At 57.3% G+C, this 25,486-nt stretch carries 26 protein-coding genes and 2 pseudogenes; 14 read left to right on the top strand and 14 right to left on the bottom strand.

The annotated features are described in order from the left end of the window. Positions 1-84: 84 nt before the first annotated feature. The gene (locus tag K1X80_RS12670; RefSeq protein ID WP_128593602.1) at positions 85-696 is read left to right on the top strand and encodes a hypothetical protein; all 612 of its coding nucleotides are present in this window, start codon (positions 85-87) and stop codon (positions 694-696) included. A gap of 43 nt (positions 697-739) precedes the next feature. Here K1X80_RS12670 and K1X80_RS12665 read toward each other — a convergent pair whose 3' ends face one another. The 3 genes from K1X80_RS12665 to K1X80_RS12655 form a co-directional block, all read right to left on the bottom strand. Further along, positions 740-886, bottom strand: a complete 147-nt coding sequence (locus K1X80_RS12665; protein ID WP_186625849.1) for a hypothetical protein — start codon at positions 884-886, stop codon at positions 740-742. Positions 887-1,003: 117 nt separating this feature from the next. After that, positions 1,004-2,323: a HAMP domain-containing sensor histidine kinase gene (locus K1X80_RS12660; protein ID WP_057441967.1), complete on the bottom strand. Its 1,320-nt coding sequence runs from the start codon at positions 2,321-2,323 to the stop codon at positions 1,004-1,006. Next, the gene (locus K1X80_RS12655; RefSeq protein ID WP_057441969.1) at positions 2,316-2,990 is read right to left on the bottom strand and encodes a response regulator transcription factor; all 675 of its coding nucleotides are present in this window, start codon (positions 2,988-2,990) and stop codon (positions 2,316-2,318) included. The genes K1X80_RS12660 and K1X80_RS12655 overlap by 8 nt, the downstream gene beginning before the upstream one ends. A gap of 171 nt (positions 2,991-3,161) precedes the next feature. Here K1X80_RS12655 and K1X80_RS12650 point away from each other — a divergent pair, with 171 nt between their 5' ends. Together K1X80_RS12650 and K1X80_RS28160 are read left to right on the top strand one after the other, a co-directional pair. Beyond that, positions 3,162-3,305 carry a hypothetical protein gene (locus tag K1X80_RS12650; protein WP_162947681.1) on the top strand — a complete coding sequence of 48 codons (144 nt, stop codon included), beginning with the start codon at positions 3,162-3,164 and terminating at the stop codon, positions 3,303-3,305. Beyond that, the gene (locus tag K1X80_RS28160; RefSeq protein ID WP_225923858.1) at positions 3,292-3,891 is read left to right on the top strand and encodes a hypothetical protein; all 600 of its coding nucleotides are present in this window, start codon (positions 3,292-3,294) and stop codon (positions 3,889-3,891) included. The genes K1X80_RS12650 and K1X80_RS28160 overlap by 14 nt, the downstream gene beginning before the upstream one ends. 27 nt (positions 3,892-3,918) lie before the next feature. Here the strand turns inward: K1X80_RS28160 and K1X80_RS12640 are convergent, their stop codons facing one another. Then, positions 3,919-4,527, bottom strand: coding sequence for a LysE family translocator (locus K1X80_RS12640; protein WP_057959778.1), 609 nt, complete (start codon positions 4,525-4,527; stop codon positions 3,919-3,921). A gap of 202 nt (positions 4,528-4,729) precedes the next feature. Then, positions 4,730-5,125, bottom strand: a complete 396-nt coding sequence (locus tag K1X80_RS12635) for a MerR family transcriptional regulator (RefSeq protein WP_057959779.1) — start codon at positions 5,123-5,125, stop codon at positions 4,730-4,732. 73 nt (positions 5,126-5,198) lie between these two features. On the opposite strand from K1X80_RS12635, the gene K1X80_RS12630 reads away from it, so the two are divergent. Together K1X80_RS12630 and K1X80_RS12625 are read left to right on the top strand one after the other, a co-directional pair. Beyond that, the gene (locus K1X80_RS12630; RefSeq protein WP_200657223.1) at positions 5,199-6,263 is read left to right on the top strand and encodes an SDR family oxidoreductase; all 1,065 of its coding nucleotides are present in this window, start codon (positions 5,199-5,201) and stop codon (positions 6,261-6,263) included. Between the two features lie 95 nt (positions 6,264-6,358). Further along, the gene (locus tag K1X80_RS12625; protein WP_220172930.1) at positions 6,359-7,243 is read left to right on the top strand and encodes a LysR family transcriptional regulator; all 885 of its coding nucleotides are present in this window, start codon (positions 6,359-6,361) and stop codon (positions 7,241-7,243) included. Positions 7,244-7,289: 46 nt separating this feature from the next. On the opposite strand, the gene K1X80_RS12620 is transcribed toward K1X80_RS12625, so the two are convergent. The 3 genes from K1X80_RS12620 to K1X80_RS12610 all read right to left on the bottom strand — a co-directional run bounded on the left by K1X80_RS12620 (position 7,290) and on the right by K1X80_RS12610 (position 9,993). Continuing rightward, entirely contained in the window at positions 7,290-8,384 is a 1,095-nt protein-coding gene (locus K1X80_RS12620) for an alkene reductase (RefSeq protein ID WP_057959782.1), read from the bottom strand. A gap of 161 nt (positions 8,385-8,545) precedes the next feature. After that, the gene (locus K1X80_RS12615; protein ID WP_128593615.1) at positions 8,546-9,211 is read right to left on the bottom strand and encodes a TIGR02466 family protein; all 666 of its coding nucleotides are present in this window, start codon (positions 9,209-9,211) and stop codon (positions 8,546-8,548) included. A gap of 164 nt (positions 9,212-9,375) precedes the next feature. Further along, complete coding sequence (locus K1X80_RS12610; RefSeq protein WP_057445077.1) at positions 9,376-9,993, bottom strand: LysE family translocator; 618 nt, start codon at positions 9,991-9,993, stop codon at positions 9,376-9,378. A 66-nt stretch (positions 9,994-10,059) separates the two neighbouring features. Here K1X80_RS12610 and K1X80_RS12605 point away from each other — a divergent pair, with 66 nt between their 5' ends. The 3 genes from K1X80_RS12605 to K1X80_RS12595 are packed head-to-tail and all read left to right on the top strand — an operon-like array spanning position 10,060 to position 12,213. Further along, positions 10,060-10,977: a LysR family transcriptional regulator gene (locus K1X80_RS12605; protein ID WP_169990569.1), complete on the top strand. Its 918-nt coding sequence runs from the start codon at positions 10,060-10,062 to the stop codon at positions 10,975-10,977. A 35-nt stretch (positions 10,978-11,012) separates the two neighbouring features. Continuing rightward, positions 11,013-11,540 carry an AAA family ATPase gene (locus tag K1X80_RS12600; protein ID WP_057959786.1) on the top strand — a complete coding sequence of 176 codons (528 nt, stop codon included), beginning with the start codon at positions 11,013-11,015 and terminating at the stop codon, positions 11,538-11,540. 52 nt (positions 11,541-11,592) lie between these two features. Continuing rightward, complete coding sequence (locus K1X80_RS12595) at positions 11,593-12,213, top strand: LysE family translocator (RefSeq protein WP_057959787.1); 621 nt, start codon at positions 11,593-11,595, stop codon at positions 12,211-12,213. Positions 12,214-12,300: 87 nt separating this feature from the next. Here K1X80_RS12595 and K1X80_RS12590 read toward each other — a convergent pair whose 3' ends face one another. Both K1X80_RS12590 and K1X80_RS12585 read right to left on the bottom strand, forming a co-directional pair. Beyond that, positions 12,301-13,881 (bottom strand): sensor domain-containing diguanylate cyclase, encoded by a 1,581-nt coding sequence (locus K1X80_RS12590; RefSeq protein ID WP_220172929.1) that lies wholly within the window; start codon positions 13,879-13,881, stop codon positions 12,301-12,303. Positions 13,882-14,202: 321 nt separating this feature from the next. Then, on the bottom strand, positions 14,203-14,658 hold the full coding sequence (locus tag K1X80_RS12585) for a tautomerase family protein (RefSeq protein WP_057959789.1): 456 nt from the start codon (positions 14,656-14,658) through the stop codon (positions 14,203-14,205). A gap of 96 nt (positions 14,659-14,754) precedes the next feature. On the opposite strand from K1X80_RS12585, the gene K1X80_RS12580 reads away from it, so the two are divergent. The 5 genes and pseudogenes from K1X80_RS12580 to K1X80_RS12560 all read left to right on the top strand — a co-directional run bounded on the left by K1X80_RS12580 (position 14,755) and on the right by K1X80_RS12560 (position 18,850). Beyond that, complete coding sequence (locus K1X80_RS12580) at positions 14,755-15,714, top strand: GlxA family transcriptional regulator (RefSeq protein WP_057959790.1); 960 nt, start codon at positions 14,755-14,757, stop codon at positions 15,712-15,714. Positions 15,715-15,875: 161 nt separating this feature from the next. Continuing rightward, positions 15,876-16,745, top strand: coding sequence for a GyrI-like domain-containing protein (locus tag K1X80_RS12575; protein WP_057959791.1), 870 nt, complete (start codon positions 15,876-15,878; stop codon positions 16,743-16,745). 128 nt (positions 16,746-16,873) lie between these two features. Further along, positions 16,874-17,959: an FAD-binding oxidoreductase gene (locus tag K1X80_RS12570; RefSeq protein ID WP_198792811.1), complete on the top strand. Its 1,086-nt coding sequence runs from the start codon at positions 16,874-16,876 to the stop codon at positions 17,957-17,959. A 106-nt stretch (positions 17,960-18,065) separates the two neighbouring features. Beyond that, positions 18,066-18,269, top strand: a pseudogene (locus K1X80_RS12565) (chlorhexidine efflux transporter); the annotation flags it as partial. Between the two features lie 50 nt (positions 18,270-18,319). Continuing rightward, a complete protein-coding gene (locus tag K1X80_RS12560; protein ID WP_200661065.1) occupies positions 18,320-18,850 on the top strand; it encodes a hypothetical protein in 531 nt (176 codons plus the stop codon). Here the strand turns inward: K1X80_RS12560 and K1X80_RS28155 are convergent. Both K1X80_RS28155 and K1X80_RS12555 read right to left on the bottom strand, forming a co-directional pair. After that, positions 18,810-19,119 (bottom strand): annotated as a pseudogene (locus tag K1X80_RS28155) (transposase); the annotation flags it as partial. The gene K1X80_RS12560 and the pseudogene K1X80_RS28155 sit on opposite strands and share 41 nt — an antisense overlap. Before the next feature lie 270 nt (positions 19,120-19,389). Beyond that, a complete protein-coding gene (locus tag K1X80_RS12555) occupies positions 19,390-19,860 on the bottom strand; it encodes a hypothetical protein (protein WP_189691268.1) in 471 nt (156 codons plus the stop codon). A 406-nt stretch (positions 19,861-20,266) separates the two neighbouring features. On the opposite strand from K1X80_RS12555, the gene K1X80_RS12550 reads away from it, so the two are divergent. Further along, positions 20,267-22,261 carry a methyl-accepting chemotaxis protein gene (locus tag K1X80_RS12550; RefSeq protein WP_057959795.1) on the top strand — a complete coding sequence of 665 codons (1,995 nt, stop codon included), beginning with the start codon at positions 20,267-20,269 and terminating at the stop codon, positions 22,259-22,261. Positions 22,262-22,667: 406 nt separating this feature from the next. Here K1X80_RS12550 and K1X80_RS12545 read toward each other — a convergent pair whose 3' ends face one another. Together K1X80_RS12545 and K1X80_RS12540 are read right to left on the bottom strand one after the other, a co-directional pair. Next, positions 22,668-24,413: an ABC transporter ATP-binding protein gene (locus K1X80_RS12545; protein ID WP_128593608.1), complete on the bottom strand. Its 1,746-nt coding sequence runs from the start codon at positions 24,411-24,413 to the stop codon at positions 22,668-22,670. A 55-nt stretch (positions 24,414-24,468) separates the two neighbouring features. Next, entirely contained in the window at positions 24,469-25,416 is a 948-nt protein-coding gene (locus K1X80_RS12540; protein WP_057959797.1) for an acetamidase/formamidase family protein, read from the bottom strand. Positions 25,417-25,486: the final 70 nt, after the last annotated feature.

The following is a 25,486-nucleotide window of genomic DNA, read 5'->3' as shown; positions in this document are numbered from 1 at the left end:
AGCGTGCCGAGCAGAGGGTGTTGCGCCAGGGTAAGCAGGCCGTGGGCAACGTCAGGAACAAAGGGCCGACTCTGAAGCCCTGACATGCGCCTGGCACGCCCGCAGCGCGATCAATCCTTGGTCGTAGGCGTTGATATTGCCTACAATCGGCGACCTCAAGATAAAGACAAAGGAGCAAATTTGAACAAGAACTCGTATCGTTATCTGGTGCCTTTGATTTTTGGAACGCTGCTCTCTGCTTCCTTGCTTGTTACATGGCATAGCCATATTTACTCCAGAACCTTCTTCAAGCCAGATCTACAACAAAGCTACCTTATCGCCTCATCAGTACTAGCAATCATAACTTCGCTGGGCATGTTATTATTTAAATCAAACATCACACCAGGCAACACTCTCAAAAACATAAAAATCATTATCTGCACGCCAATAGCCGCACTTATAGTGTGCATGCTTATATTAGTCATTCCATTTTCACTTTCAATCTACCTTTCCACTGGAACTCAAAGCAGCTACACGACTGCCTATAAAAAAACCTCAGGCGGCAGAAGAAGCTGTAGTGGGATTGAATTCTTCGAGCCAGAACTGAATAAAGAAATAAAAATATGCCGATCAAACGTTATCGACAATACTGGACAGGTAAGCGTTTACAAAACCAGCACTCATAACGGCATAGTCATAATAGGCACAAAAATTTAATGGTGTTCTTAGGCAGGGGGTTAATATTTTAGGGAGCTGTAAACTATCCCCTCCCCCTATCCGACAGGGTGAACAACTGGCCCTGGGCCCAGTCAGTCATGCCCCGGTAGATCGCCGAGATGTCACGCAGCAGCGAGCAGGCATCAGCCTTGTTCTGCAGGTTCAGGTTGCAGATGAAACGCAGCTCCAAAGGCCGAGACTTTGACCGGCCTGCCATCACCCGCAATGACAGGAAAACTGCACGAAAAACCGAGCTTGGGTACAACAATCAGTTTGCGCAAAACGCCACCTGTCGACCCAATACTGTTCACCCTCTTCCCCCCGGCACCCCAACACCCTGCAAGCTGGTGAACTCCAGAGCGACGGTAAAACGCTGCTGCTCCAGAATTACATCAATCTGCCAGCCCAATTTTGCACATAACTGACGCATCAACTGCAGCCCCAGGCCGTAGCCGTAATCGCTGGACTCCTCCCTCGGCTTGGCCTCCCTGATGTGGTTGGCAATTACCAGGCGCGGGTAGTTGAAGCTGATTTCTACCTGGCCCTCTTCCGCGTATTGCAGGGCGTTGCGCAGGAAGTTACCGATCACGATGCGGCACGCGGTGGGGGGGAGTCGGCAGGGTTCGCTGTGGATGTCGACAAGCAGCTCGATATCCCGATTGCCGATCAGGTAGCGATGTTTGTCAATCAGCTCGCCGACCAACGCGCTCAGGTCTATATCTTCCTCAGGCAATGGTTCGGGGCGTTCGCGGCTCATCCACAGCAAGGTCTCGGCGATAAGTTGCATGTTCAACACCGAGCGCTCAATGCGCTGCAGGGAAGATGGCAAGACACCGCCGGCCTGCAGGGTCAACAGTTCTATATTGGCCTTGAGCACCGCCAATGGGGTTCGCAGTTCATGGCTGGTGTAGCGCAACAGGCGGCCTTCACGCTGGCTGGCAGCTTGTACTTGCTCAACACTCTGGGCCAGGGCATCGGCCAGGGTATTGAACTCCTTGAAGCTGAAATCCGGTCGCTCGCCGGCCCGGGCATCCGGGTTGTTCAGGGTACTGGACCATTGGGCCAGGCGTCCGAGCGGCCGCACCAGCCACCAGACCAACAGGGCGATGATAATCAGCGCCGGCACGAACACCGCCAGGCTGACAAACACGACGCCCTGCAGTACCTGGTCAAAGTAGGCATCGGACAGCGGCGTCTCGACCTCACCGCCCTCTTCGTGATCATGGTCAATGTCATACATATAAAGGGTCTTGCCGTCACCCAGGGGCTGGGTGAGGACTGCCCGGATCTCAGCATCGTCATCATCGGAGTCTGTATCACCGAAGACCTGAACGGCACCGAAGGACATGCTCGGCGGAGCCTCGAGCAGTTGGCGCACGCTCGCCGGCAAGGCTTCCTTGCCGATGACGGCCTCGAAGAAGTAGTTGCGCGGCGGTGGCGTGGTCGGATCCTTCTTGTAATGCCTGACGAAATACTGAGCCTCTTCTTCCATCATCGCGCTGGCGGTGTAGAGCAGGCCACGCACGGTGTATACCGGCAGCAGTTGGCTGTAGATCAGTAACACCACAGCAATCAGGAACAGGAAGCTGCCACTGATCACCCACTTCAGACTCAGGCGGTTACGCATGGGGCTTCACCTGAACACCGACCCCAGGCAGGGTGTGGATCAGCGGTCGGTCAAAGGGTTTGTCTACCGCCTTGCGCAGCCGGTGCATATGGACTTTAAGCGTGTTGCTGTCCGGTGGTTCATCGCCCCAGATCGTGGTTTCCAGGCGCTCCCGGGGCACGAGCTCAGGGCTGGCGCGCATCAGGTACTCCAGCAGGGTCCAGCAAATGGGTGACAAATGCAGCTCCTGCCCGGCGCGGCTGACTTTGCGGGTGGTCAGCTCCATGACCAGGTCGTCCACCTGCAGGCGGCTGGTCTGGCCACTGCGGCGCACGCTCAGGGCGCGAATCCTGGCGACCAGTTCGGCCAGCTCGAAGGGTTTGACCAGATAGTCGTCGGCCCCCGCCGCAAAGCTGGCGAGCTTGTCAGGGAGCGCGTCCAGTGAAGTGAGCATCAGGATCGGCGTCTGGCTGCCTTGCTGGCGTAGCCGTTCGCACACTTGCTGGCCGTCCAGGCGCGGCAACATGATGTCCAGGAGAATCACGTCGTAATGCTGGTCGAGTGCCAGGTTAAGGCCGGCCTGGCCGTTAGTGACGTGGTCGCAGACCATGCCGCTGATTTCCAGGTACTCGATGATGGTCGTGGCCAGGTCAAGGTTGTCCTCGACCAGCAGCAGGTGAATATGCACGGAAAAGTCCCCTCGGACAGGTGTTGCGCAGAGGGTTGAAGGATAACGGAAGTCGGGCGATTTCCCGTGGATGTTTACCTCGCGTTAACCCGGCACTCTCTAAGCTGGGGCTCTTCCTATCCTGAGCTCATCACCGTCATGAACCTTTACTCGATGGTTAAAAGAGTCCTGTTGGCTTTGATTCTATTCGGCCTGATGGCCAGCGTCCTGCCGTCTCGCGGGCAATTGGTCAACCTGGGAGGCGGCAGCCGGTTTCTGGTGGGCGAGCATCTCGAGCAGGCAGCTGCGTGCTGTGTCGCCAGTGCGTTCCGATAACGTAGGCGCCAGTTACAGCTGGCAGGTGCTGATATGCCTGGGGCTGATTGTGGGTGTGTCGATTGCGATGGGTAGCTACATCGTTCATTTGAATGCGCGCATTGATAAGCAGCGAGAACTGTCGCCGGTGTATCTGCACCAATGTGGCAACGGGCGCGGGGGGTTTATTGTGTACCCCGACGGCAGGCGCAGCAGTGATGACTGCTACCCCGCCGATGACCTTGAATCGACGAGCACTGATCAGCCACAGGACGTACCAGGCACACCCCGCGAGCAATGGCTCAAATACATCCTGCCTGCCGTTGAAGGCCTGCGCAGAATGACCTCCAACAGTCTGATCAGCACCTCCAGGCCCCGGCCGAAACCCCGGCACGCCAGCCTGCCAGGCACATCTGATATGCTTTTTTCTTTAACACCTGCATCTGTACCGAACAGTGCACAACCCGGACAATGGCTCATCGGCAGGAACTCCCCGGCCGCCCTTCTTCCTTTTGGAGGCCCCATGGCTAAGATGGCATTTTTTCTTTTAGGGTTTCTGGCACTGACCGTTGGCATTGGCCTGCTGGCCACGATCTCACCGGTTTGAGCCCCGGCCCGTAAAGGCCTGGACTCTTTAGCCGGCAAAAAACATCGGGTACAACGACAGCACCAACAGCCCCGCCATCGACCCGTTGAACAGCTTCAACCAGCGGGGCTCACGCAGGACATTGCGCAAGCCGGTGCCACACCCCGCCCACACGCACACACTCGGCAGGTTGACCACGGCAAACACCACGGCGATGACCAGCACGTTAGTGAAGTAGCCTTCAGCCGGCGTATAGGTGGTGATCGCGCCCAATGCCATGACCCAGGCCTTGGGGTTGACCCACTGGAACACCGCAGCGGCGAGAAAGGTCATGGGTTTGCGCTTGCCGTCGGTGTCGTCCGACATTGCGCTGGAGGTCGCTATCTTCCACGCCAGGTACAGCAAGTAAGCCGCCCCGATATAGCGCAACGCGGTGTACGCCCATGGCAACGCCTTGAACACCTCCCCCAGGCCCAGGCCGACCGAAATCACCAACAACATAAAGCCCACGCTGATCCCCAGGGCATGGGGAATCGAGCGGCGAAAACCGAAGTTCACCCCCGACGCCAACAGCATGGTGTTATTGGGGCCAGGGGTGATCGAAGACACGAAGGCAAACAGCGCGAAGGCCGATAGCAAGCTGGTGGACATGAACATGGTGCGTCATCCGGCGAATTATTGTCGCCTTGACAGTAGAGGGTTATGCCGCGCCTCGCCCCGTACAGCTAGGGGCAGATCGAGAGATACAATTCATCAAGGGTGGGAGCTGTCGAGCCCGGCGAGGCTGCGATGGCGGCACAGCCCCCAGCACGATGACAACTTCGCCAAAGCCTGACAGCAAATACGAAACAATTGACGCTTAAACCGGACTTGGCACTTGCCGATAGGTGACTGTTTGCCCCAGCGCGATGGCACTGGCCTCAAGCCGCAGACGCTCGGCGTCAAGAAAGCCATGCAACGTTTTGAGATGACCGATCTTGAGTTGAATCTCAGCCATTTTGTCGGCCACCAACGCAGCGCCCTGGGCACAGTCAATCGTACTTTGCCGCTTGGCTTCGAGGATTTCGCCGACTTCAGCCAGGGAAAACCCCATCTTCTGCGCCATCTGAATAAACGCCAGGTCCAGTGCCGTCTGCTCACTGTAAACGCGGTAGTTATTGGCTCCCCGCTGCACGGTGATCAGCCCCAGCGCCTCGTAATACCGCAAGGTATGGCGCCCAAGGCCGCTCCTACGCTCAAGCTCTGCGACTTTCACGGTAAATTTTCCTTGACTGTAGAGGTAGCTCCACAGTTTAGCCTGCGCACCTTATCCAACCAAGGAATGCGCCATGAGTACTCAATGTTTTGTCACCGGCGGCAGCGGATTTATCGGGCAGCATTTGCTGGCACACCTGAGCGCTACAGGGCACGAGGCCTGGGTGCTGATGCGCCACGCCGCAAACCTTGAAACGCTCAGGGAGCAGGTGCGCCTACTGGGGGGAGAACCCTCGCGCATTCAGGCCGTTCAAGGCGACCTCAATCACCCGAACCTGGGGCTGAACGCGACTGACCGCCAGCGTATTGCCTCAGCCCGCGTGGTATTCCACGTCGCCGCCCAGTTCGCCTGGGGCCTGTCTATGGAGCAAGCCCGTGCGGTCAACGTCAAAGGTGCTCTGGAGGTTGCCCGGTTATCGGCAAGCCAACACAGTCGGCTGCTGATGGTGGGAGGCTACATGCTGCAAAACACCGCGCACTTGACCAGCATTGGCATTGATCAGCAACGTCCAGAACACAGCGATTGGCCCGCCGTGTACAGGCGTGTGGGTGGGTACGAGGCAAGTAAGCTGGAAGCGCATTTTGCGGTCATTCGCTACATGCAGGCGCAACGGGCCGACTACACCATCGTGCACCCGGCAACGGTCTGCGGGCATAGCGAGAGCGGGCATATCCTGGCTGGTCAGCCGGTAGCAGAGCTGATTCGCAACCTGGCGACGGGCAAGTTGACGGCGATTCCTGGATCAACCCGCCACTGGCTGCCATTGGTCAGTGTCGATTACCTGGTGGCGTTGATGGTCGCGGCGGCATTCGACCCGGCAATGGCAAATCAGCAGGCCCTGGCACTGGACGAGCTCAGCCCCAATCTGCAAGGACTGGTCACACACATCGCCCACACCCTGGAAGTGCAGACTCCCCGCCGCCACCTACCACTGGGCCCACTCAGATGGCTGCTGAAAATACCGGGCGTGGCTAAGCACTTTGGCACTAGCCCGGAATCCCTGAACTTCATCCGCACCGAGCGATTCGACATGACTCATAGCCGCAAGCTGGAAAGCCGATATCAGCTCAAGCATGCTGATTTGGCATTAACGCTGGAGAAAACTGCGCGATTCGTCAGGCATGGACTTCTGAACTGAAGGAAGTTTTGCCCCCCAACAAATGACATGAGCACTGTTGAGTGCTGGCGTAGAATCCAGCCCAAAGCACAATCATATTCAGGAAAATCCGGATAATGCTCTTCGAGAACCTCGCGCTGTTTTTGTTGATTGTCGAGAAAGGCGGATTGTCGGCGGCAGGCCGCGAGGTCGGGCTTTCGCCCACGTCTGTGTCGGAGCGGCTCGGGGCCTTGGAAAGGCACTACGGCGCGACCCTACTGACCCGTACGACCCGCTCAATCAGCCTGACGGACGAAGGGCGGACGCTGATGGAGGGCGCCCGGCGCCTGCTCGCAGAAGCTGAAGACATCGAGAGCACTATCAAACTGGGCACCGAACGAATCTCGGGGCTGATACGCCTGAGCGCTCCCGTCGACCTGGGCCGCAACCGCATCGTGCCCATCCTCGATGATTTTCTGCAGAAGCATCCCAACGTCAGCCTCGACCTGAACCTGACCGATGGCTACCTGGATCTCGCGGGGCAAGGGGTTGATTTCGCCATTCGATATGGCGCCCTGTCCGACAGCACCCTGCGCGTCAGAAAACTCAGCGAGGGCCGTAGGGTCGTGTGTGCATCCCCCGCCTATCTCAAGGCCCATGGCACGCCCCAACACCCATCGGACCTGGCGCAGCAACAGTGCATCCTGATGCGCTTTGGCAGCAGCATCCACCGTGAATGGCAGTTCCGCGCCGCTGGCCGTACGTTCAAGGTGCTGGTGTCGGGCAGGCGTATTGCCAATGATGGCGATCAGGTGCGCCAGTGGTGCCTGGCCGACCACGGCATCTGTATCAAGTCCTACATCGATGTACGTGATGACTTGGACGCCGGCCGACTGGTCGAGGTGCTGGAGACCTACTCCCTGCCGGGCGTGGACTTGCAGATTGTCTACCCTTCCGGCCACGCAATGCCGCGCCGGGTCAAACTGCTGATGGACGAAATCTCCTTGAAGCTGGCGACCTGAGCGCGCCCCAAGGAGATTCTTTGGACCTGACCTACCGCTTTCAGCCCTACTGAGCCCAGGCGGCAAAGTCCGAGTAACCACGTTCGGTACCGCCAAACAACTCAGCGCCTTCCAGACCGGCTAACGGGTAACCCTTCTCCAGCCGCAGTGGCAGATCCGGGTTGGCCACAAACTTGCGTCCAAAGGCGATAAAGTCTGCGTAGCCTTTTTCCAGGACCCACTCAGCAAGTTCCAGGTCGTACTTACCGGCCACCACAATCGCATTACGAAAGCGCTCGCGCACGGCCTGGCGGAAGTCTTCGGGAAACTTGGGGGCATCATCCCAGTCCGCTTCGACCAGGTGCAGATACGCAATATTTTTGCCCTGCAAATAGCGGGTCGCTTCCAGCAACGTCGGCAGAATGTCCGGGCAAGCCATGCCACGCGCCGTAAGAAACGGCGCAACCCGGATGGCTGTGCGATCGGCCCCCACTTCATCAATTACCGCATCCATGACTTCCCTGAGAAAGCGCAGACGGTTCTCGCGCGATCCGCCGTACTCATCCGTACGCGTGTTCGACGTGGTGCGCAGGAACTGGTCGATCAGGTAGCCGTTGGCCCCATGCACTTCGACACCGTCGAAACCTGCCGTCATGGCATTACGCGCAGCCTTACGATAATCGTCGACGATGGCGTGGATTTCGGCGCGCTCCAGTGCCCGTGGTGTCGGGCACGGGGCCATACTGCCGACACCCGACGCAGAATCTACTTTCCAGATGCTGCCATCAAACGCAATTGCAGACGGCGCGACCGGTAATTCGCCATTGTGGAAGTCGGGGTGCGACATGCGCCCTACATGCCACAACTGCAGGAAAATTCGTCCGCCAGCGGCATGCACCGCATCGGTCACCAGGCGCCAGCCGGCGACCTGTTCGTCACTGTAAATCCCTGGGGTGAATGAATAACCCTTGCCCTGGGGCGAGATCTGCGTGGCTTCAGTCACAATGAACGCAGCCGACGCCCGCTGCGCGTAGTACACCGCGTTCATAGCGTTCGGCACATCGCCAGGCTGGGTGCTGCGCGAGCGAGTCATGGGCGCCATGACGACACGGTTGGGCGTGCTCAGTTGACCAACAACGCCTGGGGTAAAGAGTGTGGACATCGGTGTCTCCTCGTAGATAGTCGGTGGTGCCAATGACCACAGCGTATCTGCGAGGGGATTTCTTGATAATCGACTCAGTTCGGGAAACATATTCCGGTTAATCCGGATAATGCGATGGTAGGCAGACGCAAAGCCCGCATGATCAAAAGACGGTCGGCAACTCAGGCGCCAAAATTAAAGGCAATAGAAATGCGCGGACGCGCGCCTTCAAAACGTCTTACGGAATGCATCAGCCACGACGGAAACATAATGAACGTTCCACTGGTAGCGGCATAAGTCGTACTAAAGCCAGCAGTAACACAATCTTCCACCCTCATGCGCAGCGCAGGATTGTAGATCGATGCAACCATCCCGCGGGGGTCGATAAACTCAAGGTCACCGCCAACAGCCGGATCTTCCTCTCGCCCGCCGGCATCCACCCAATAAACCCCCGACCAGAATGCCCCCGGGTGGCCATGCAACGCATTGCTGTGCCCTGCCTGGTTAACGTTTGCCCAGGCATTGAGTTTCCATGCAAAACTCGGCTCAGTTAAGCCGTACTGCTCGCTATGCACCGCCGTCAGTTGAGTGGCGAACTCGGTGGCAAAGCCAACCAACGCATCGCAGGCCTGCCCGCCCCATTCCGGGAAGTCGCTCGCCGACTGCCAGCCGCCGTCATTACTGCGCTGCGTGCCGCCCAGATCGTCCGCCATGCGACAAGTGATCAGGGTTTTCAGCTCTGTATTGAGTTTTTCTGCATCGGGGTACTGGAGACTGGCCAGGGGAGTTGCAAACAGCCGTCTGATGTTTATCAGTTCAGGGTTTAGCGGGTTATTACTGGAGTGCATTGCGATGCTGACCAAGTTGCGCTAGTTGCAAAAACCTTACCGGACGAACTAAATAACAGCTGTAAACCTTTGTTAAAATTTACTGGGCATTAGTTAACCACACCCTATCAAGTTGCCGAAAAGTCGAATTCAACCTCAGTCCATATAAGCCCCCACCGACACACTCAAGCTGAATACTGAGTGATTACCAGCAGTATCCCGAAGCTCACCAGCAAGGCGCCAAAAGCCCGGTCAATCCATTGTCGTGCAGCCATCAGTTTTTCGCGCACCCTCCCAGCGGAAAAGCACAGCGCAATAAGGCTGAACCACAGCACATGCGCCCCCGCGATAAATAGCCCATAGGCCATTTGCACGGTCAACGCGGTGTCCGGTCGTACTACCCCCATAAACAGACTGACGATAAAAATCGATGTCTTGGGGTTCAACGCATTCGTGAGAAACCCGGTACGCAACGCTTCCAGGTCAGACATCGCGGCAGGTGGCGCGTCCAGCTGTTCAGTCGCAGGCCGGGAACGCAGCATCTTGATCCCCAAGTAGACCAGATATGCCGCTCCAGCCAGCTTCAACGCATTGAACAACCAAGGAGTCTGTTGCAGCACCAACCCTAATCCGAGCAGCGTGTAGCCCACATGAACCAGCACCCCCAGGCCGATTCCCACAGCGGTGAGCACACCTGCCCGCCGGGACAGGAGCAAGCCGTTACGAGACACCATGGCGAAGTCCGGCCCTGGACTGATGCATGCAAGGAGTGTGATGGTGATTACTGCTATCCATTCGCCCATGTTGTAGCCTTTGAATTATTGGTTGTGTAAGGCAATATTTGCAGATCCTCTGCTTGGGTAATAACGATGATTTCTGAAGAAAATAGTGACTACAACTCACTGATTTCTGAGACGCGCATGCCCTCCCTGCTTGCATTGCGCTGCTTCGAATCCGCCGCACGCCTGGAAAACTTCGCCCGTGCGGCTGACGAACTGCACCTGACACCCGGCGCCATTAGCCGCTCAGTGCGCCTGCTGGAAGAGGATTTGGGCGTTGACCTGTTCGAGCGACGCAGCCGAAGGGTGTTTTTAACGGAGCCCGGAAGACGCCTGGCAAAAGCCGTCAGTGAAGGGCTCGGGTTGATGAACCAGGCCGTGCGCGCGATACGCAGCGACGCCCGTCGAGCGCGCCGGCTTGTCTTATCCTGCGAGCCAACGCTGCTGATGCGTTGGTTGATCCCTCGCTGGAGCGACTTCCAAACACATCATCAAGGGCTGGACATTCACCTGGTTGCCGGCGGTGGCCCCTTCTCATTCAACCAGGGCATCGACCTGGCCATACGGCGGGACGATTTCCCACGGCCTCCCGGCTACCATGCCGAGACACTATTCCCAGAGAGGGTCGGCCCTGTATGCCGGCCAGACAAAGTAGCTGAGTGGTTTGGTAAAAACGGCAAATCCCTGCTCGCCTCGGCCCCGCGCCTACAGACGACTAGCCGGCCTACGGCTTGGCAAGAGTGGGCCAACGCAAAAGGCCTGCCCACTCCGACCATGGAAATGCAATCCTTTGAGCACTTTTACTTCAGCATCCAGGCAGCGGTTGCAGGCCTTGGAGTAGCCATTGGTCCGTGGCACCTGGTGCGCGACGATATCGAAAGCGGTGTATTAGCCGCGCCATTGGGGTTTGTTGAAGATGGCTCGCGGTACTGCCTGCTATCGCCGGCAGCCCCCAAGCCAGGCAGCATGGAAATGGCGTTACTTAACTGGTTGCAGGAGCGATCCTAAATGCCAGGCAACATTCACCCAGCGAAGGACAGACAGTGCTTATCGTATTCAGCGGCCTTCCCGGCACCGGAAAAACCACTCTCGCCAAGGACCTCGCCGCGACGACAGGCGCCGTCTACCTGCGCATCGATACCATTGAGCAAGCAATCCGAAACTCCGGAACGCTTGCCCAAGACGTGGGACGCAGTGGTTACGTGGTCGCTAATGAGCTTGCACTGAGCAATCTCCTGCTAGGCCGCACCGTCATCGCCGACTGTGTAAACCCGGTAAGCGAAAGTCGAGTAGCCTGGAGCGAAACCGCCTCAAAGGCCGGTGTTCGGCTAGTCAATATCCAAGTGATTTGCTCTGATAAAAATGAACATCAGCGACGGGTAGAAACACGGAGGGTGGATATTCCGGGGCTGACGCCACCCACCTGGCAGTCGGTACTCAATCATGAGTATGAAGCGTGGGACCCCGCCCCGTTTTGCATAGACACTGCCCTGGCTTCACCGGCGCAAGCGGTGTCGATGATCACGAACCAATTCCTGCCCAGGGGAGAAGGTGTGATTAGCGAGCAATGACATCGACAGGGCTGCAAATGTAGGATTTATGCAAAATGGTCTGGAGAGGCATATGGACGTTGCAACACTCGCATTATTCCTGCCCGCCTGCTTTGCACTGAATATGGCGCCGGGGCCCAACAACCTGCTGTCCATCAGCAATGCAACGCGCTACGGATATCGCACAGCCTGCATCGCAGGCGTGGGGCGCTTGCTGGCATTCGCCATCATGATCGCACTTGCTTCGGCGGGCCTGGCGGTGGTGTTGCAAACGTCAGAGCTGATCTTCTACGGGATCAAAATAGTCGGCGCGGCGTACCTTTTCTACCTGGCGTATCAGCTGTGGAACGCCGCACCGCAAGCAGCAGCCGAATCAGAAACCTCTGGGACGGGGTTGTGGGGGCTGGCCAGGCAGGAGTTCCTCGTCGCTGCCGGCAACCCCAAAGCCATCCTGATCTTTACCGCGTTCCTACCTCAATTCGTTGACCCAACGGCAGACGTTGGCGCTCAGTTCCTATTGCTCGGATTGCTGTTTCTGATACTGGAGTGGATCGCCATTGGCGCCTATGCCTATATCGGGCTGCATATGCGCCGCTGGTTTACGCAGCCTCGCGGCAAGAAATTTTTTAATCGTTGCTGTGCCGGTTTGTTGTCTGCGGCTGCCTCGGCTCTATTGATGGCGCGGCGTACCTGATCCTAAAAACAGGAGCGTTTTATTTTCGAAGCAGCTGCACCAGTGCCCCGGACGCATTGTGTGTCGCACACTCGGGCGAGGCCTGTGTCAGGACGCTGGCCCGGTGGCACTGGATTCTTGCTCTGCCACAACCTGGTTACGCCCCTGTTGCTTGGCGCGGTACAGCAATTGATCTGCCTTATGGAACACATCCTCCATCGAGTCGCCGGATCGCCAGAGCGCAACCCCCAGCGAGACAGTAATGTGACCAACAGTCTCCAGGGCGGTGGATGCGATCGAGAGTCGCAAACGCTCTGCGATGTCTACAGCGGCAGCGATTGAGCTATCGGGAAGCAGCAAAACGAACTCCTCCCCCCCTACACGGCAAAGCAGATCGCTCGGCCGAGAGTTCTGTTTCATCAGTCCTGCTACCGATCTGAGCGTCTCGTCACCTACGTCGTGGCCAAAGGTATCGTTCACTCGTTTGAAATGATCAATATCCACGGAAATCACAGCAATCGTCTTCTTCGACTCCAACCACACCGTGAGCGCGTCTTGCATTGCGCGACGGTTTGCCAGCCCGGTGAGTGGATCACTTTGAGCCTGGTGGTTGAGCCTGCCGATTTTTTCCTGCAGTAGGCTCACGCTAAGCAAAAGTGCCCGACGTAACTGCCAGCTTTCCAGGTAGTCCACAGGGATGGCGCTGATGCGCTCATAGCTTTCCGGCACGTCCAGGCGTCCGGCGCTGTCCGCCAAGCGGGACAACGGGTTGGAGATTCTCGACCCCGCCCACCATATTAGTAGCAAACCCAGCAGGCCCAGTGGCACGATCCCTTTAGCCACCTTCAGCGCGGTAACGCTCAAAGTTTCCTGAACAACGGCCATTGGCTGTTGCGAGACAATGCCCCAACGGCTGCTGGGTATGCCCGCGTAACCCGCAAGCATTTCATTCCCATCCCGGTCGACCGCCTGGAGTGAACCATTAGCCTGACTCAGTGCAGCATCTACAATCCGATCATGGTCAATGAGCCTGCCGATTTGTTGCGGGTCAGGGTGGTAGAGCACACGTCGCTGACTGTCTACGAGATAGACATATGCCCCATTTTGTCGACGGTTCAAATCCATCAGCGCTTGAAGCGTATTCTGCTGCTCCAACCTGAGAGTCCCGCCCACCAGCCCGAGGTACTGCCCACTTGCATCGAAGACCGGCTGGGATACGAAAACCACCAGATTGCCAGTGATAGAGTGAAATGCATTACTGACCATTGGCTTACGCCGCTCGAGCGGTTCACGGCGTTGAAGAGATTGGCCGTTTAGCTGCAACCGCTCTGGCGCAGATGCGACGATAGTGCCGTCGGCGTTGGCAATCAGCACTGAGTTGAAGCTGTTGTCTTGCTCAAGCAGCCGTCGAGCCTCGACAGCCAGCAGCTGGCGGTCAGAGAAGTTCTTTGAAAGGATGGCCGAGCCATATTCAAGGCGGTCTAGATCAGAACTCAACACCCCTTCTACCGCTGCTGCGATACGAGCAGCGTAAGCTCGGTTGCCTTCCAGCGCGTTTTCAATGAGCTCTCGCTTTTGGATCTTGAACATTACCCAGAATGTATTGGCAAGAGTGACTCCGGCACTGAACAGCGCAAAGGTGAGCAGTACGATGCGTAGGTTCAGTCTGGGTTTCGGCTGAGAAGGCATTCGGTGTTCCAAGGATATGCAGGTGTAATTTGCTGAAGTCTCAGCCATCGGGTAGAGAATGCACGTCCGAGTGCTTCTAGCTATTGGACAACACCTGCAGGATCTTAAATGGTGCAACGTCAATGGTTAGTGTCTCATGCAAAAGCCCCAGTCACCAACGGCCAGGCCCTGATGAACAGGCCTGGCCAGCAAATAGGCACCGTGGCTCACGCGATTGGGGCATCTGATGCAACTCGGCCTACACTGTTAACGAGAACAAAAAACAGGACAGATTTATTTTCGCAGAGCCCACTACGAGAAATAAATCTGCCCCCGTTAGGCTTACTGCTCCAACTGCCCCAGCAGATGCCGGTACCCAGCCGCTTGAATGAAATCGGCCAAATGCCAAATCGCTCCGTTGGCTGCCCAGAAGCCATCTGTGACTTCATCAAGGATGATCGAGGTCATGATGATTCGATGGTCGTCCGCTGCTTGCGACCGGGTGACGGCTTGATGCAAACGCTGCACATAGTCACTTCGCATGGCCGCATTCAGCACACCCCCGGGGACCCTGACCTGCACGATACAGGGGATGGCGTGAGCGCTGATATCCACTGAACCACATGTCCAGTAGCCAGAGGCCACTTCATCAATGAGCACCCAGCACAGACTTTGTTGACGGGGATCGTCGCCGACTTGCTCGACCTCGCTGGCCACTTTCGTCACCTCTTCGCACAGCAGTACTCGTTGTTCGCGAGAAAAAGAACCTTGAGGCACCTTGATCAGTATATTTGGCATAGGGGTTAGCACTCGATGAAATGGAGGCGTTATTAAGCCAACCCTCGAGCACCGCAACCAGCGACCGATTTGACATCTTTCGTGCATAATCGGCCAATGAACGACTTCACAATCCTGATAACTGCCGGCGCCTTTGCCTCCAGTGTCGCACTGACTCTGGATATCCTCTCAACGGCGGCCTTGCGCGCCCAGCGCTTGGGCACCGCTGTACCTCGCTGGCAAGTCTGTGGGCTGAACACAGATTGCGTGACGCTCGGCCACGGTATGCAGATTGCGGTTCAGCCCTTGGCGATCAGCCCGCACGACCGTTCTTGCTGGATCATCCCCGGCATCGGGGTGGCTGACGCCCTCATGATTGAGCATCGATTGCAACAGGCGGATATTGCGCTGCTGACGACGGCATTGCGCGCGCATGTGCAGGCCGGGGGGCATGTCGCCGCATCATGCTCTGCGGTGTTCGTGCTACAGGCTGCCAACCTGCTGGCAGGACACTGTGTGACCACCTCTTGGTGGTTGGCTCCCTTACTCCAGCAGCGGGCACCAGAGTGCCAGGTAGATGCCGAACGCATGGTGATCCACGACCCGCCGTTGATGACGGCGGGCGCCGCGCTAGGTCATACCGATCTGATGCTGCATCTTCTGCGCAGCCATTTCTCCCCTGCTTTGGCAGATGACGTTGCTCAGGTGCTACTTATTGATGGTCGGCAACTGCAGTCGCCGTTTATGGTTCCGGCAATGATGGCCCAGGGGAACGAATTGATCGCACAATTGACGGCTCATATTGAAGCTTCGCTACCGACAATTATCAGCGTCAGTACACTCGCATCCGACTTTGGATTGTCAGAGCGGACCCTGTCTCGGCATGTCCACAAGGCCACCGGATATAGCCCGTTACGGCTGATCCAGCGTGTCCAGGCTCATAAAGCACGGGAACTGCTGGCAAACAGTAAATACTCGATCGACACCATTGCCGAACACGTTGGATACAGAGATGCCACCTCCCTGCGACGACTGATGAAAAAAATGCTGAACGTAACACCACGGCAACTGCGTTAACTGCCAAGCCGGGACAGATCTATTCTCAGGGAGACTCAATAAATAAACCTTTCCCCTTTTCTCAAGCCTCTCAGGGCGTCGCCCTTGAGCAAACTCGGCTAGGCGCGTTCACGTCGGTATAGCGGACTCTACTGGCGACCGTACTTCCAGGAGCTTTTCCAGTGTCTGACATGCCGACCCATTTTGCTTACACACAACGCTTCAACGCCGTGCTCGCCTACATTGATGCCAATCTCGAAGGCGACCTGTCGGTGAAGACGTTAAGCGGTGTAGCAAACTTTTCGGCATTTCACTTCCACCGACAGTTCACCGCGTTCGTTGGCGTGCCGGTCTCACGATATGTGCAACTGATGCGCCTACGCCGTGCGGCACATCGCCTGGCGGCCGTCGCTGATCATTCGGTACTGGACGCCGCACTCGACGCCGGCTTTGAAAGTCCCGAGGCATTCTGCAGGGCGTTCAAGCGGGCGATCGGTATGACGCCGAGTGCGTTCAGCAAGGAACCGAACTGGCAAGTCTGGAATACGGTGTTCGCAATCCCTCACTTTTCCAGGACTATCATCATGCAAGTAAGGATCGTAGATTTCCCTGAGGTCAAGGTAGCAGCGCTTGAGCACCGCGGGCCAGCGGGGCTCGTCAGCGAGAGCGTGCGCAAGTTCATCGAGTGGCGTATGCACAGCGGACAGTCGCCGCAGGCATCGAGTCGCACCTTTGGCATTCCCTATAACAACCCCGATACGACACCTCCACAAGCGTTCCGCTTTGCGATCTGCGGCGAGATTCATGAGGCTGTGGCGCCAAATGAGTTTGGCGTGCACGCGCTCGTCATTCCTGGCGGCCGCTGCGTCGTGGTGCGCCATACGGGTTCACCGGATCATATTGGCGAAACGATCTATCCGATTTACCGCGACTGGCTTCCCACCAGTGGAGAGGAACTTCGTGACCAGCCGCTGTTCTTCAATTACCTGAGCGCCTACCCCCAGACACCGATGGATCAATGGCAAACAGATATTTATGTTCCACTGCAGTAGGGGAATAAGCTGCCTTCGACCTTGAGTTGGCGGTAGCGAGCGAAAATCGGGGCAGATGTATTTTTAAAGGTAAATCTGCCCCTTTTCACTCACATATCCCCCAACGCTCTCGCAATCAGATCGACAAAATGGAGGTTGATGTGGAGGATCGCAAGCAAAGCCGAGTCGTCGTCATAGGCGCGGGCATAGTGGGCGCGTCCCTGGCTTATCACCTGGCAGGCAAAGGTGCAGATGTTACGTTGGTAGACGCCGGAGATATTGCGTGCGGCGTGACGGGGACCTCATTTGCATGGATCAACGTTTCTCACAGCGGGTTCGACCCTATTGCGCAACTGCGCGGCTTGGTCATCAATGAGTTCCGTCGACTCGACATGGAATTACCCGACCTGAACGTTCGATGGACAGGTGCCCTAACTTACGGCACGAACCTGGATGAAACGCTGCAAAGGGCAGGCAATACAACTGCAGAACATTTAGTGTCCCGCCCCCAGATTGTCGATATTGAACCCAATCTCAAGCATCCCCCTGAACAGGCCTTATACGAAACCCAAGCAGGTGCCTTGGATGCGGTACGAGCAACGCACGCCTTGATTGCAGGCGCGAAAGAGCATGGGGCCAATGTATTAACCCATACACGGGTTCTCGGATTTAGAATGCTGAATACTCGAGTTACGGGACTCGAAACCACAGCGGGAATAATTGACGCTGATATCGTTGTAACCGCAGCGGGGATTGGCACCAGGAAACTCACCGACATGCTTAACGTTTCTCTTCCTATAGAAGAATCTCCAGCCATTTTTATTCGTTACAAGGCACCCGCCAACCTGGTGCAGACCATAATTTCCAGCCCCGCAATGGAAGTCAGACAAGAAGAGGATGGGACGTTGCTAGCCGCAGAGGATTATCTGGGTGATGCCCTGGACAACCAGGCAGAAGCGATTGCGCTACGAACAGCCCAGGCCATCCGGGACGAACTTCATGGGGCTGATTCCATTGAGCCGGAATTGGCATGTGTCGGGCTAAGACCATTTCCCGCTGATGGCATTCCCATTGTCGGTTACTTGCCCACAGTCAGCGGTGTATATGTTTGCACAATGCACCCTGGCGTTATCCTTGCCCCGATAGTAGGACGTCTGGCCAGCGAAGAGATAATGGACGCCACTCTGGCCCCTGCCCTCGGCCCTTGCCGCCCTGACAGGTTCATTCAACCTTAGTCCGTGCTGGTTGACACCACCATGGCCACTAACTTTCCATGCCTGAGGCTGTCGGCTACCAGTACATTGTTTGCCAGCAGCAGCCCGTGACCGGTGATCGCAGCGCTCACTGGGTTTTGAGGGTGGGCTAGTTCTACTGTGGGTGCCACTGGTGGCATGGTGGCTGGAAATTTCCTGGTGGGCTGCACTGGTCACCGATCTGGGGCTGTTCGTGTTCTTCTTCTTTTACGCGCTGGCGTTTCAGTGGGTCTTTGATAGGGTGTTTGATGTACCAGAGTCCGCGAAGGAGCAGGTTTCGGTTAACCCGTAATCCTCCCGGAATCCCGATTGGCCCACCTGTAGCAGCACTAGGATTTGTGCATGAAAAACGCCACCAAAGCGATTGAGAACTACATCTTCGGCAAGGACGGAAATCGGCCTGACTTGTTGCTGCATGCTTTCAGTCCAGACGCAACTCTTACCATGCTAGTACAGACAAGCACCATCCAATTTCCCCCCAACGTCCAGGGGCGCGAAGATATTGCTGAAGTACTGGTACGCAGCTTTAGCCTGCAATATGAGAACGTTTATACATTCTGCTTCGGTGCCCCTCCAAAGCCCGAAGCACATGCTCATAGGTGCAAATGGCTGGTTGGCATGTCAACAAAAGCAACTGGAGAGTTGCGCGTAGGCTGTGGGGAATATCATTGGGTCTTTTCACCGCAAAGCGGCCTGGCCATGCAACTGTCCATTACTATCGAACACATGTTGGAGTGCCCTTCCCAGCATATGCAGAAAATAATGGATTGGCTTCAAGGTCGCAGCTATCCATGGTGTGAACCTGCCGACATGCTCGATTCGGCACCGCCACTCACTTGCCTCCAGCCGGTTCTTGTCTACGTTGCTGCATGACCCCTATGGTTGTAAACGTTCGCGAGCGTACGCGTTCTTTCGTGTAGCCAAACTGGCGCTTGATCACACGAAAGGCATGTTCAACCTTGGCCCGCACCTACGCTTTGGCGTATTCAATCTTGCGTCGCATACAGCCCGATCAAGCTCTTTTTTCCGCGCCTTCTATAGCTGCTCGGACGCGCGGCGATCGCCCACATCATCGCGCGGTTCTGATGCTCGGCACGCTTCTCCTCACCGGTACAACCCGCATCGCCGCACACATACGTTTGCCGGCGTACTCGGCATCGGCGAAAGGCATCTGTTTCTCGGTGCAAGAGCGCCTCGCATAATGGACGTTATGGCTAAATTCAGCGCCGAGACTTCGCTATTATCCCAGCGCTAAATGCCTCGATTCCGACGGCATAGCGACCATAACGTCACAGACATTATGCTTAACTCCGATAGCGATCTGGAACACCGCGCGCCAGATTCAAAAGCAGCCACCGTAGTCCTCGGCTGACCGGCCTTCGTTTGGCCTTTGGGCCATCGGACTTTTACAGCTAGTCAGCGCACCGTTCACCAACACTATGGTGAACTCGATAACTTTGCCCGTCGTAACGCAGCACTGGAAAACACAAGCCCGGGCCACCGACCTCGACATCAGGCCAACCATTACTGCCTTTGCTAGCGAGAAACTCAGCGACACCGCTTTCTTTGAGCATGAGTTTCCAGTGGCCGTCAGGCTGCTGACTTACCAGATAAAATCCAGTACCTGCTTGCCCATAACAGTAAGTGCTGCCTTCGGTAATCAACGCATCCGGTCGGCCGTCACCGTTCAGGTCCTCAACCAACTCCATGGTTACCGGTCTGTAGCTACCAGTTTCCTGAATTTCACACTCCGACGTCTCTTGGTTAAATCCAGCAGCGTGGAATGCTTTTATCTGCTCGCTACGCGGTAGTTCATCTGCCTGCGCCGTAACACTGCTCACGAAACATGCCACCCATAGACCTAACGTAAAACTTCCCTTCATATCGACCGTCCCTTTATGATGCTCAACGTTATTAAGTATCGTGCATGTACCCACACAAGCATCTTGGATAAGTTGGCCGTTTCACATGGGTGCGCGTGCGGTACAGCATGCCTTCCGCAGTACCAGCGACGCTAACGACACCCTCAGGAAAAACAAGACCACGGACTGCATTTTTACAGGTGCCAATGATCATTTCGACCGCACCCAAGGTTCGGCCTTCACGGAGGTAAAACCGGCGATTAAGCCACCCTCCAATGGGTAACCTCGCAGCTGATGCGCGCAAGGTCACGGTCAAGCCGATTAACTTAGCACCGTCGTACCTAAAGCTCTTCCTTGCCAAGCCGATAGCCCGACGAAGCTCTAATAAAGCCGCGTCGATAATAAACGCTTCGTAAGGACGACCTCCATGCCCACACTGCGCTCCATCCAGACCCGCTACACCCTGTTCCTGGTGTTGTTCGTCCTGGTGTTATCGGTACTAACCGTCGTCGGCATCGGCCAGTTGGTCGCCCCCACGTTAAAACACACTGAAGAACAGGTGGTGCTCAACCGCATCGCCGAGGTAGCTGTGCAGATCCAGGGCGAACTCAACAAGGTTCAAGCCCAGCAACGCAGCATCACCCAAACCATCCCGCTGCTCGACAGTGACGCCATCGACAAGGTGCTGCCCGGCCTGGTGGATCAGTATGGCGAGCTGAAAGTCTTCGGCGGCGGTATCTGGCCGCTGCCCAACCAGCGCACGCCGGGGCGCAACAAGCACAGCACGTTCTGGCACCGCGATGCCTCGGGCAAGCTGGCGGTGAATACGTTCTGGAACAGCGACGCCGCACCCAATTATTACGACCAGAGCTGGTACAAAGGCGGCCTCGCCTCGCCCCGTGGCCAATGCGCCTGGGCCGCCGCCTACAAGGACGACGCCAGCCAGGAGCCGCGCACCAACTGCGCCATGGCCATCCAGCGGGACGGCGCGGCCTACGGCGTCGCCACCATCGACGTGACCCTGGGCTTTTTCAATGAGCTGGTGGCCAGCAAGGAAAAAGACATCGGCGGCCAGATGCTGATCGTCGAAGGCGACGGCAAGATCATCAGCAACAGCACGCGCATCAGTAGCCCGGTGGTGCTCAAGAACATCAGCGAACTGACCGGCACCTCGGCGTTTGCCGCCCAGGTCAGCAAGGCCCTTGCCCATCGCGACCAGGCCCTGCAGCGCGGTGAATTCGACAACCAGGGAGTGGCCAGCACCTTTTACATGCGCCCAATCGAGGGCACCCCCTGGTTCCTCGCCACTGCCCTGCCCACCTCGCTGATCACCGCCCAGCGTGACGATGTGCTCGGCAGCCTGGCGCTGCTGCAAATCCCGATGGTACTGCTGCTGGTGCTGCTGGCGTTCTATGCGATTCGCAATCTGGTGCAACGCATGAAGTCGCTGCGCACCAATATCGACTCGCTGTCTGCCGGAGATGCCGACCTGACCAAGCGCATCACCATCCGTGCTGAGGATGAAATGGGCGCCATCGGCCACTCGGTAAACCGCTTTATCATCTACCTGCAGAACATGATCGGCGAAGTGACCCAGGCCACGGGCGCCATGGCCTCGGGGCTTGAGCAATTGCAGCAGACCTCGGCGCAGACCAACCGGATTCTGGTGCGGCACGCCTCGGAAACCGATCAGACGGTCACGGCCATCACCGAAATGAGCTCCACCGCCGACACCGTCGCGCAAAACGCCGCTGAAACCGCCTCGTTCACCCAGCGCGCCAACGAACACGCCGACCGCTCCCGCGTGGTGGTGGGCGAAGCCTCGACCAGCGTCAGCGCTCTGATCGGCGAAGTGGCCAGCGCCACCCACACCGTGGAAAACATGCGCCAGGACGCCGCACGTATCACCGAAACCCTCGGCGTGATCGGCGCGATTGCCGGCCAGACCAACCTGTTGGCACTCAACGCGGCCATTGAAGCGGCGCGCGCTGGCGAACAAGGCCGTGGATTTGCGGTGGTCGCCGACGAAGTCCGGGCGTTGGCCGCACGCACCCAGGCCAGCACCTCGCAGATCAACGAGATGTTGGCGCGCCTGACCACTGGCGTGAGTTCGTCGGTGACGGCAATGGAAAACACCCAGGCCAGCTGCCAGTCAGCGGCGGATGCCACGGCACGCGTCAACACTGGGCTGGACGAAATGGCCGGCTCGGTCAGCCATATCAACAACCTCAGCACGCAGATCGCTACCGCCGCCGAGCAGCAAAGTGCGGTGACCGAAGAGATCAACCGCAGCATGGTGCAGATCCGACATATGGTCGAAGAGCTGGTGGAAAGTGGCCATGCCACTGAAACCAATACGCAAAGCCTGCTGGACGCCAATGGCCGGGTGATTACGTTGATGAGCCGCTTCAAGGTGCGCTGATAAATGAGTGAAACACTCCCGTGCAAACCACGGGAGTGGGACGATTCTGGCAGCTCCCAGTGCAGGATCTCGCCACATAGGCGGTGTGTCATGCATGCTGCTGGGCATTCTGTCCATGTGGAGCGGTCAGTCGACTAAAGCGATCAGAGAGCTTGAGCTTGGGCTCCCCAAGCTACACCGCGTAACGATGCAAGCCTCGTCATTGAACCTGGAAATCGAAGGGCTGATTTTTATTCCAGACCAGAATCCACTGAGGGGCCAGAACTGCCGGGGCGCAACAACCGCCCCCATCACAAAGCCGGAGGTGTGCGCCACAGCAGCGCGCGCCATTCCTGCCGATAACGCAAAGATCGTTTGCCTCTGCTCCGCTGTCAGGTCGTTATTGCTCACCTCTCCCTACAGCTGGTTAGCCTACCGCTACCCAATGCTCGTTCCCCAAGTCCTGAAACTTCTGCGCCGGCGCTTCAAAGCCTTTTGACTTGATCGGGCTTGGTTGCTCGAACTCATGCAAGAGCGCCTTGAAATCGCGCTTACGGTCAACGTCCGGCATTGGGACGGCGCTGAGCAGGCGCTTGGTGTAAGGATGTTGAGGGTTGCCCAGGACCTGATCGCGGCGGCCAATCTCGACGATCTGACCGCCGTACATGACGGCCACACGATGACAAATGCGCTCGACCACCGCCATGTCATGGGAAATGAACAAGTAACTGAGCCGATGCACCTCACGCAAATGCTCAAGCAATTCCAGCACCTGAGCCTGAACCGAAACATCAAGGGCCGAAACGGATTCGTCGGCGATGATGACTTTCGGGTTGAGCGCCAGCGCCCGTGCGATACAGATGCGCTGGCGCTGGCCACCGGAGAACTGGTGGGGGTAGCGATACATCGTGTCGACTGGCATGTCGACTTGGCGAAGCAGTTCAGCGACCCGTTCCTGGCGTTGCGCCAGGGGCAACTGGTGGTGAATCAACAAAGGCTCGCCCACCAGTTCCAGGATGTTCTTGCGTGGGTTCAAGGCCGCATAGGGGTCCTGAAACACCATCTGGATATCCCGCCGCACCGCATGAAGGTCGGCGCCTTGCAGGCCGTTGAGCTCTTTGCCGAACAACTTCACGCTGCCCTGGTAAGCCTGCATGTTCATCAGGGCCTTGCCCGTACTGGACTTGCCGCAACCGCTCTCCCCCACCAGCCCCAGCGTTTCGCCCTGGCGCAACTCGAAGTTGACGCCCTCGACCGCATGCACTTGCCGGTTCTCCTCAAACCAGCCGGTACGCACGGGAAAACGTACGGACAAATCGCGAACCTGCAAAATCACCGGCTGCTGGCTGATGTTCTCCGGTTGACCCACGGTGCCCAACACCGGAACGGCTGCGAGCAATTTACGCGTGTAGTCTGCCTGCGGCTCTGTAAACAGTTGACGCACCGGTGCCTGTTCTTCGGTACGGCCATGATTCATGACGACCACTTGGTCGGCCATTTCCGCGACCACGCCCATGTCGTGAGTGATCATCAGCAAGCTGGTGCCGTACACCTGCTGCAACTCGCGCATCAATTCCAGAATCTGCGCCTGAATAGTGACGTCGAGTGCTGTGGTCGGTTCATCAGCAATCAACACCTTGGGCCGGCAAAGCATGGCCATCGCGATCATCACACGCTGGCGCATGCCACCGGAGAGTTCATGGGGGTACTGCTGTAGACGTTTTTCGACCTGCGGCATGCGTACCGACGCCAGCATTTCCTTGACTCGCAGGCGTAGGGCCTGACGCCCCAGCGGTTCGTGGCGCAGCAGCGTTTCCTCCAACTGCTGACCAACGGTCATCAGCGGATTCAGCGAGGTCATCGGTTCCTGGAAAATCATGCCAATCTCTTTGCCACGCAACTGCTGAAGTTCGCGCTCAGGCATCCCGATCAGGTTGCGCTCGGCAAACCTGATAGCACCCTCCGCCACCCGCACGGCCTTAGGCAACAGCCCCATGATCGCCAACGACGACAGTGATTTTCCGCTACCGGACTCTCCGGCGATACACAGCGTCTGTCCCGGATACAGGTCGAAATTAAGGTTATCGACCACCCGCCGGGGCGTGGCCCCCAGGCCGACATCAATGGATAAATGCTGCACCGACAGAATCGGCTTGGAGATCCCGTTACTCATCAAAGCTCCTCGCGATTGAAGCGGCATACATCAAGCCGCTCGCAATGAAAACGCATCAGGCAAACACGACTTTCGGGAAGTAGAACGACACCACCCAGTTGGGCAGGTCGACAACTTCACTGATACGCAGATCGCCGCATACCGAACACAACATATAGGCCTGCTCTGCCGGCATAGCGTGTTCACGGCACAGCCAGTCGATGGTATTGCTCACGGCTTGACGCGCCGCTTGCATCAGGTCCGGGCCGATCCCGGTGAACGCTTCGTAGCCGGCAGAATCGAGGTGGCGTGTGACCGGGCCAGGTGTGCTGAAGCGCGGGGTTGCCAGCGGGGTATCCTTGATCAGGTCGATTTTCACCACCACGTCCATGGCGCTTTCAATCGCGGTGCCACACACCTCTCCATCACCTTGTGCCGCGTGGGTATCACCGATCGACAGCAATGCGCCACTGACCTCCACCGGCAAGTACAACGTGGTGCCAGCGGACAGGTCCCGAATGTCCAGATTGCCGCCGACCCGGCGTGGTGGAACCACCGAATGTAACCCTGCCTGCGCTGGGGCCAGGCCGATGGTGCCAGCGAAAGGTTTGAGCGGCACACGGGCAAAATCACTGAACGCCGCAGGGGCCAGGTTGACCTTGTCGTAATGCCACAGGGCCAGGGCCGGGTCCTTGAACTGGTCGGCCAGCAGGCCGAAGCCCGGAATATTCGCCGTCCAGCCAAAGCCGCTGGGCTTGAAACTGTCGAGGGTAATTTTGAGCACATCTCCTGGTTCAGCCCCTTCGACGAAAATAGGCCCGGTAACCGGGTTGATTTTGTCGAACGGTACCTTGCCCACGTCACTCACCACCGAGTTGGGCGTAAAGAACCCGTTGGACGAATCAAGGCAGCAGAATTCAAGCATAGAGCCCGGCGTTACCCGTGCGGTTGGTTCGAAGCGGTTGTCCCAGCCAAAATGGCTGTTGACACTATGAATGGTCTTGACCAGGCAGTTCTGGCACATAAGGGAAGGTCTCCGCGTTGAAGGCCACGCCTTTTGGCAGGCGTGGCAAAGGCTGATCGTCAGGTCGACC

This window comes from Pseudomonas sp. So3.2b, assembly GCF_019464415.1.
GTDB lineage: Bacteria > Pseudomonadota > Gammaproteobacteria > Pseudomonadales > Pseudomonadaceae > Aquipseudomonas > Aquipseudomonas shahriarae.
Note: the sequence above shows the minus strand (reverse complement) of the source record. Positions and strands in the feature narration are given on the sequence as shown.

Coding starts and splice junctions, on each gene's coding strand:
- K1X80_RS12630 (WP_200657223.1), top strand. CDS start 5,199: ATGAGTACTCAATGTTTTGTCACCGGCGGCAGCGGATTTATCGGGCAG.
- K1X80_RS12570 (WP_198792811.1), top strand. CDS start 16,874: ATGGAGGTTGATGTGGAGGATCGCAAGCAAAGCCGAGTCGTCGTCATA.
- K1X80_RS12670 (WP_128593602.1), top strand. CDS start 85: ATGCGCCTGGCACGCCCGCAGCGCGATCAATCCTTGGTCGTAGGCGTT.
- K1X80_RS12620 (WP_057959782.1), bottom strand. CDS start 8,384: ATGTCCACACTCTTTACCCCAGGCGTTGTTGGTCAACTGAGCACGCCC.
- K1X80_RS12615 (WP_128593615.1), bottom strand. CDS start 9,211: ATGCACTCCAGTAATAACCCGCTAAACCCTGAACTGATAAACATCAGA.
- K1X80_RS12580 (WP_057959790.1), top strand. CDS start 14,755: ATGAACGACTTCACAATCCTGATAACTGCCGGCGCCTTTGCCTCCAGT.
- K1X80_RS12640 (WP_057959778.1), bottom strand. CDS start 4,527: ATGTTCATGTCCACCAGCTTGCTATCGGCCTTCGCGCTGTTTGCCTTC.
- K1X80_RS12625 (WP_220172930.1), top strand. CDS start 6,359: ATGCTCTTCGAGAACCTCGCGCTGTTTTTGTTGATTGTCGAGAAAGGC.
- K1X80_RS12545 (WP_128593608.1), bottom strand. CDS start 24,413: ATGAGTAACGGGATCTCCAAGCCGATTCTGTCGGTGCAGCATTTATCC.
- K1X80_RS12585 (WP_057959789.1), bottom strand. CDS start 14,658: ATGCCAAATATACTGATCAAGGTGCCTCAAGGTTCTTTTTCTCGCGAA.
- K1X80_RS12560 (WP_200661065.1), top strand. CDS start 18,320: ATGAAAAACGCCACCAAAGCGATTGAGAACTACATCTTCGGCAAGGAC.
- K1X80_RS12595 (WP_057959787.1), top strand. CDS start 11,593: ATGGACGTTGCAACACTCGCATTATTCCTGCCCGCCTGCTTTGCACTG.
- K1X80_RS12590 (WP_220172929.1), bottom strand. CDS start 13,881: ATGCCTTCTCAGCCGAAACCCAGACTGAACCTACGCATCGTACTGCTC.
- K1X80_RS12660 (WP_057441967.1), bottom strand. CDS start 2,323: ATGCGTAACCGCCTGAGTCTGAAGTGGGTGATCAGTGGCAGCTTCCTG.
- K1X80_RS12555 (WP_189691268.1), bottom strand. CDS start 19,860: ATGAAGGGAAGTTTTACGTTAGGTCTATGGGTGGCATGTTTCGTGAGC.
- K1X80_RS12540 (WP_057959797.1), bottom strand. CDS start 25,416: ATGTGCCAGAACTGCCTGGTCAAGACCATTCATAGTGTCAACAGCCAT.
- K1X80_RS12605 (WP_169990569.1), top strand. CDS start 10,060: ATGATTTCTGAAGAAAATAGTGACTACAACTCACTGATTTCTGAGACG.
- K1X80_RS12550 (WP_057959795.1), top strand. CDS start 20,267: ATGCCCACACTGCGCTCCATCCAGACCCGCTACACCCTGTTCCTGGTG.
- K1X80_RS12610 (WP_057445077.1), bottom strand. CDS start 9,993: ATGGGCGAATGGATAGCAGTAATCACCATCACACTCCTTGCATGCATC.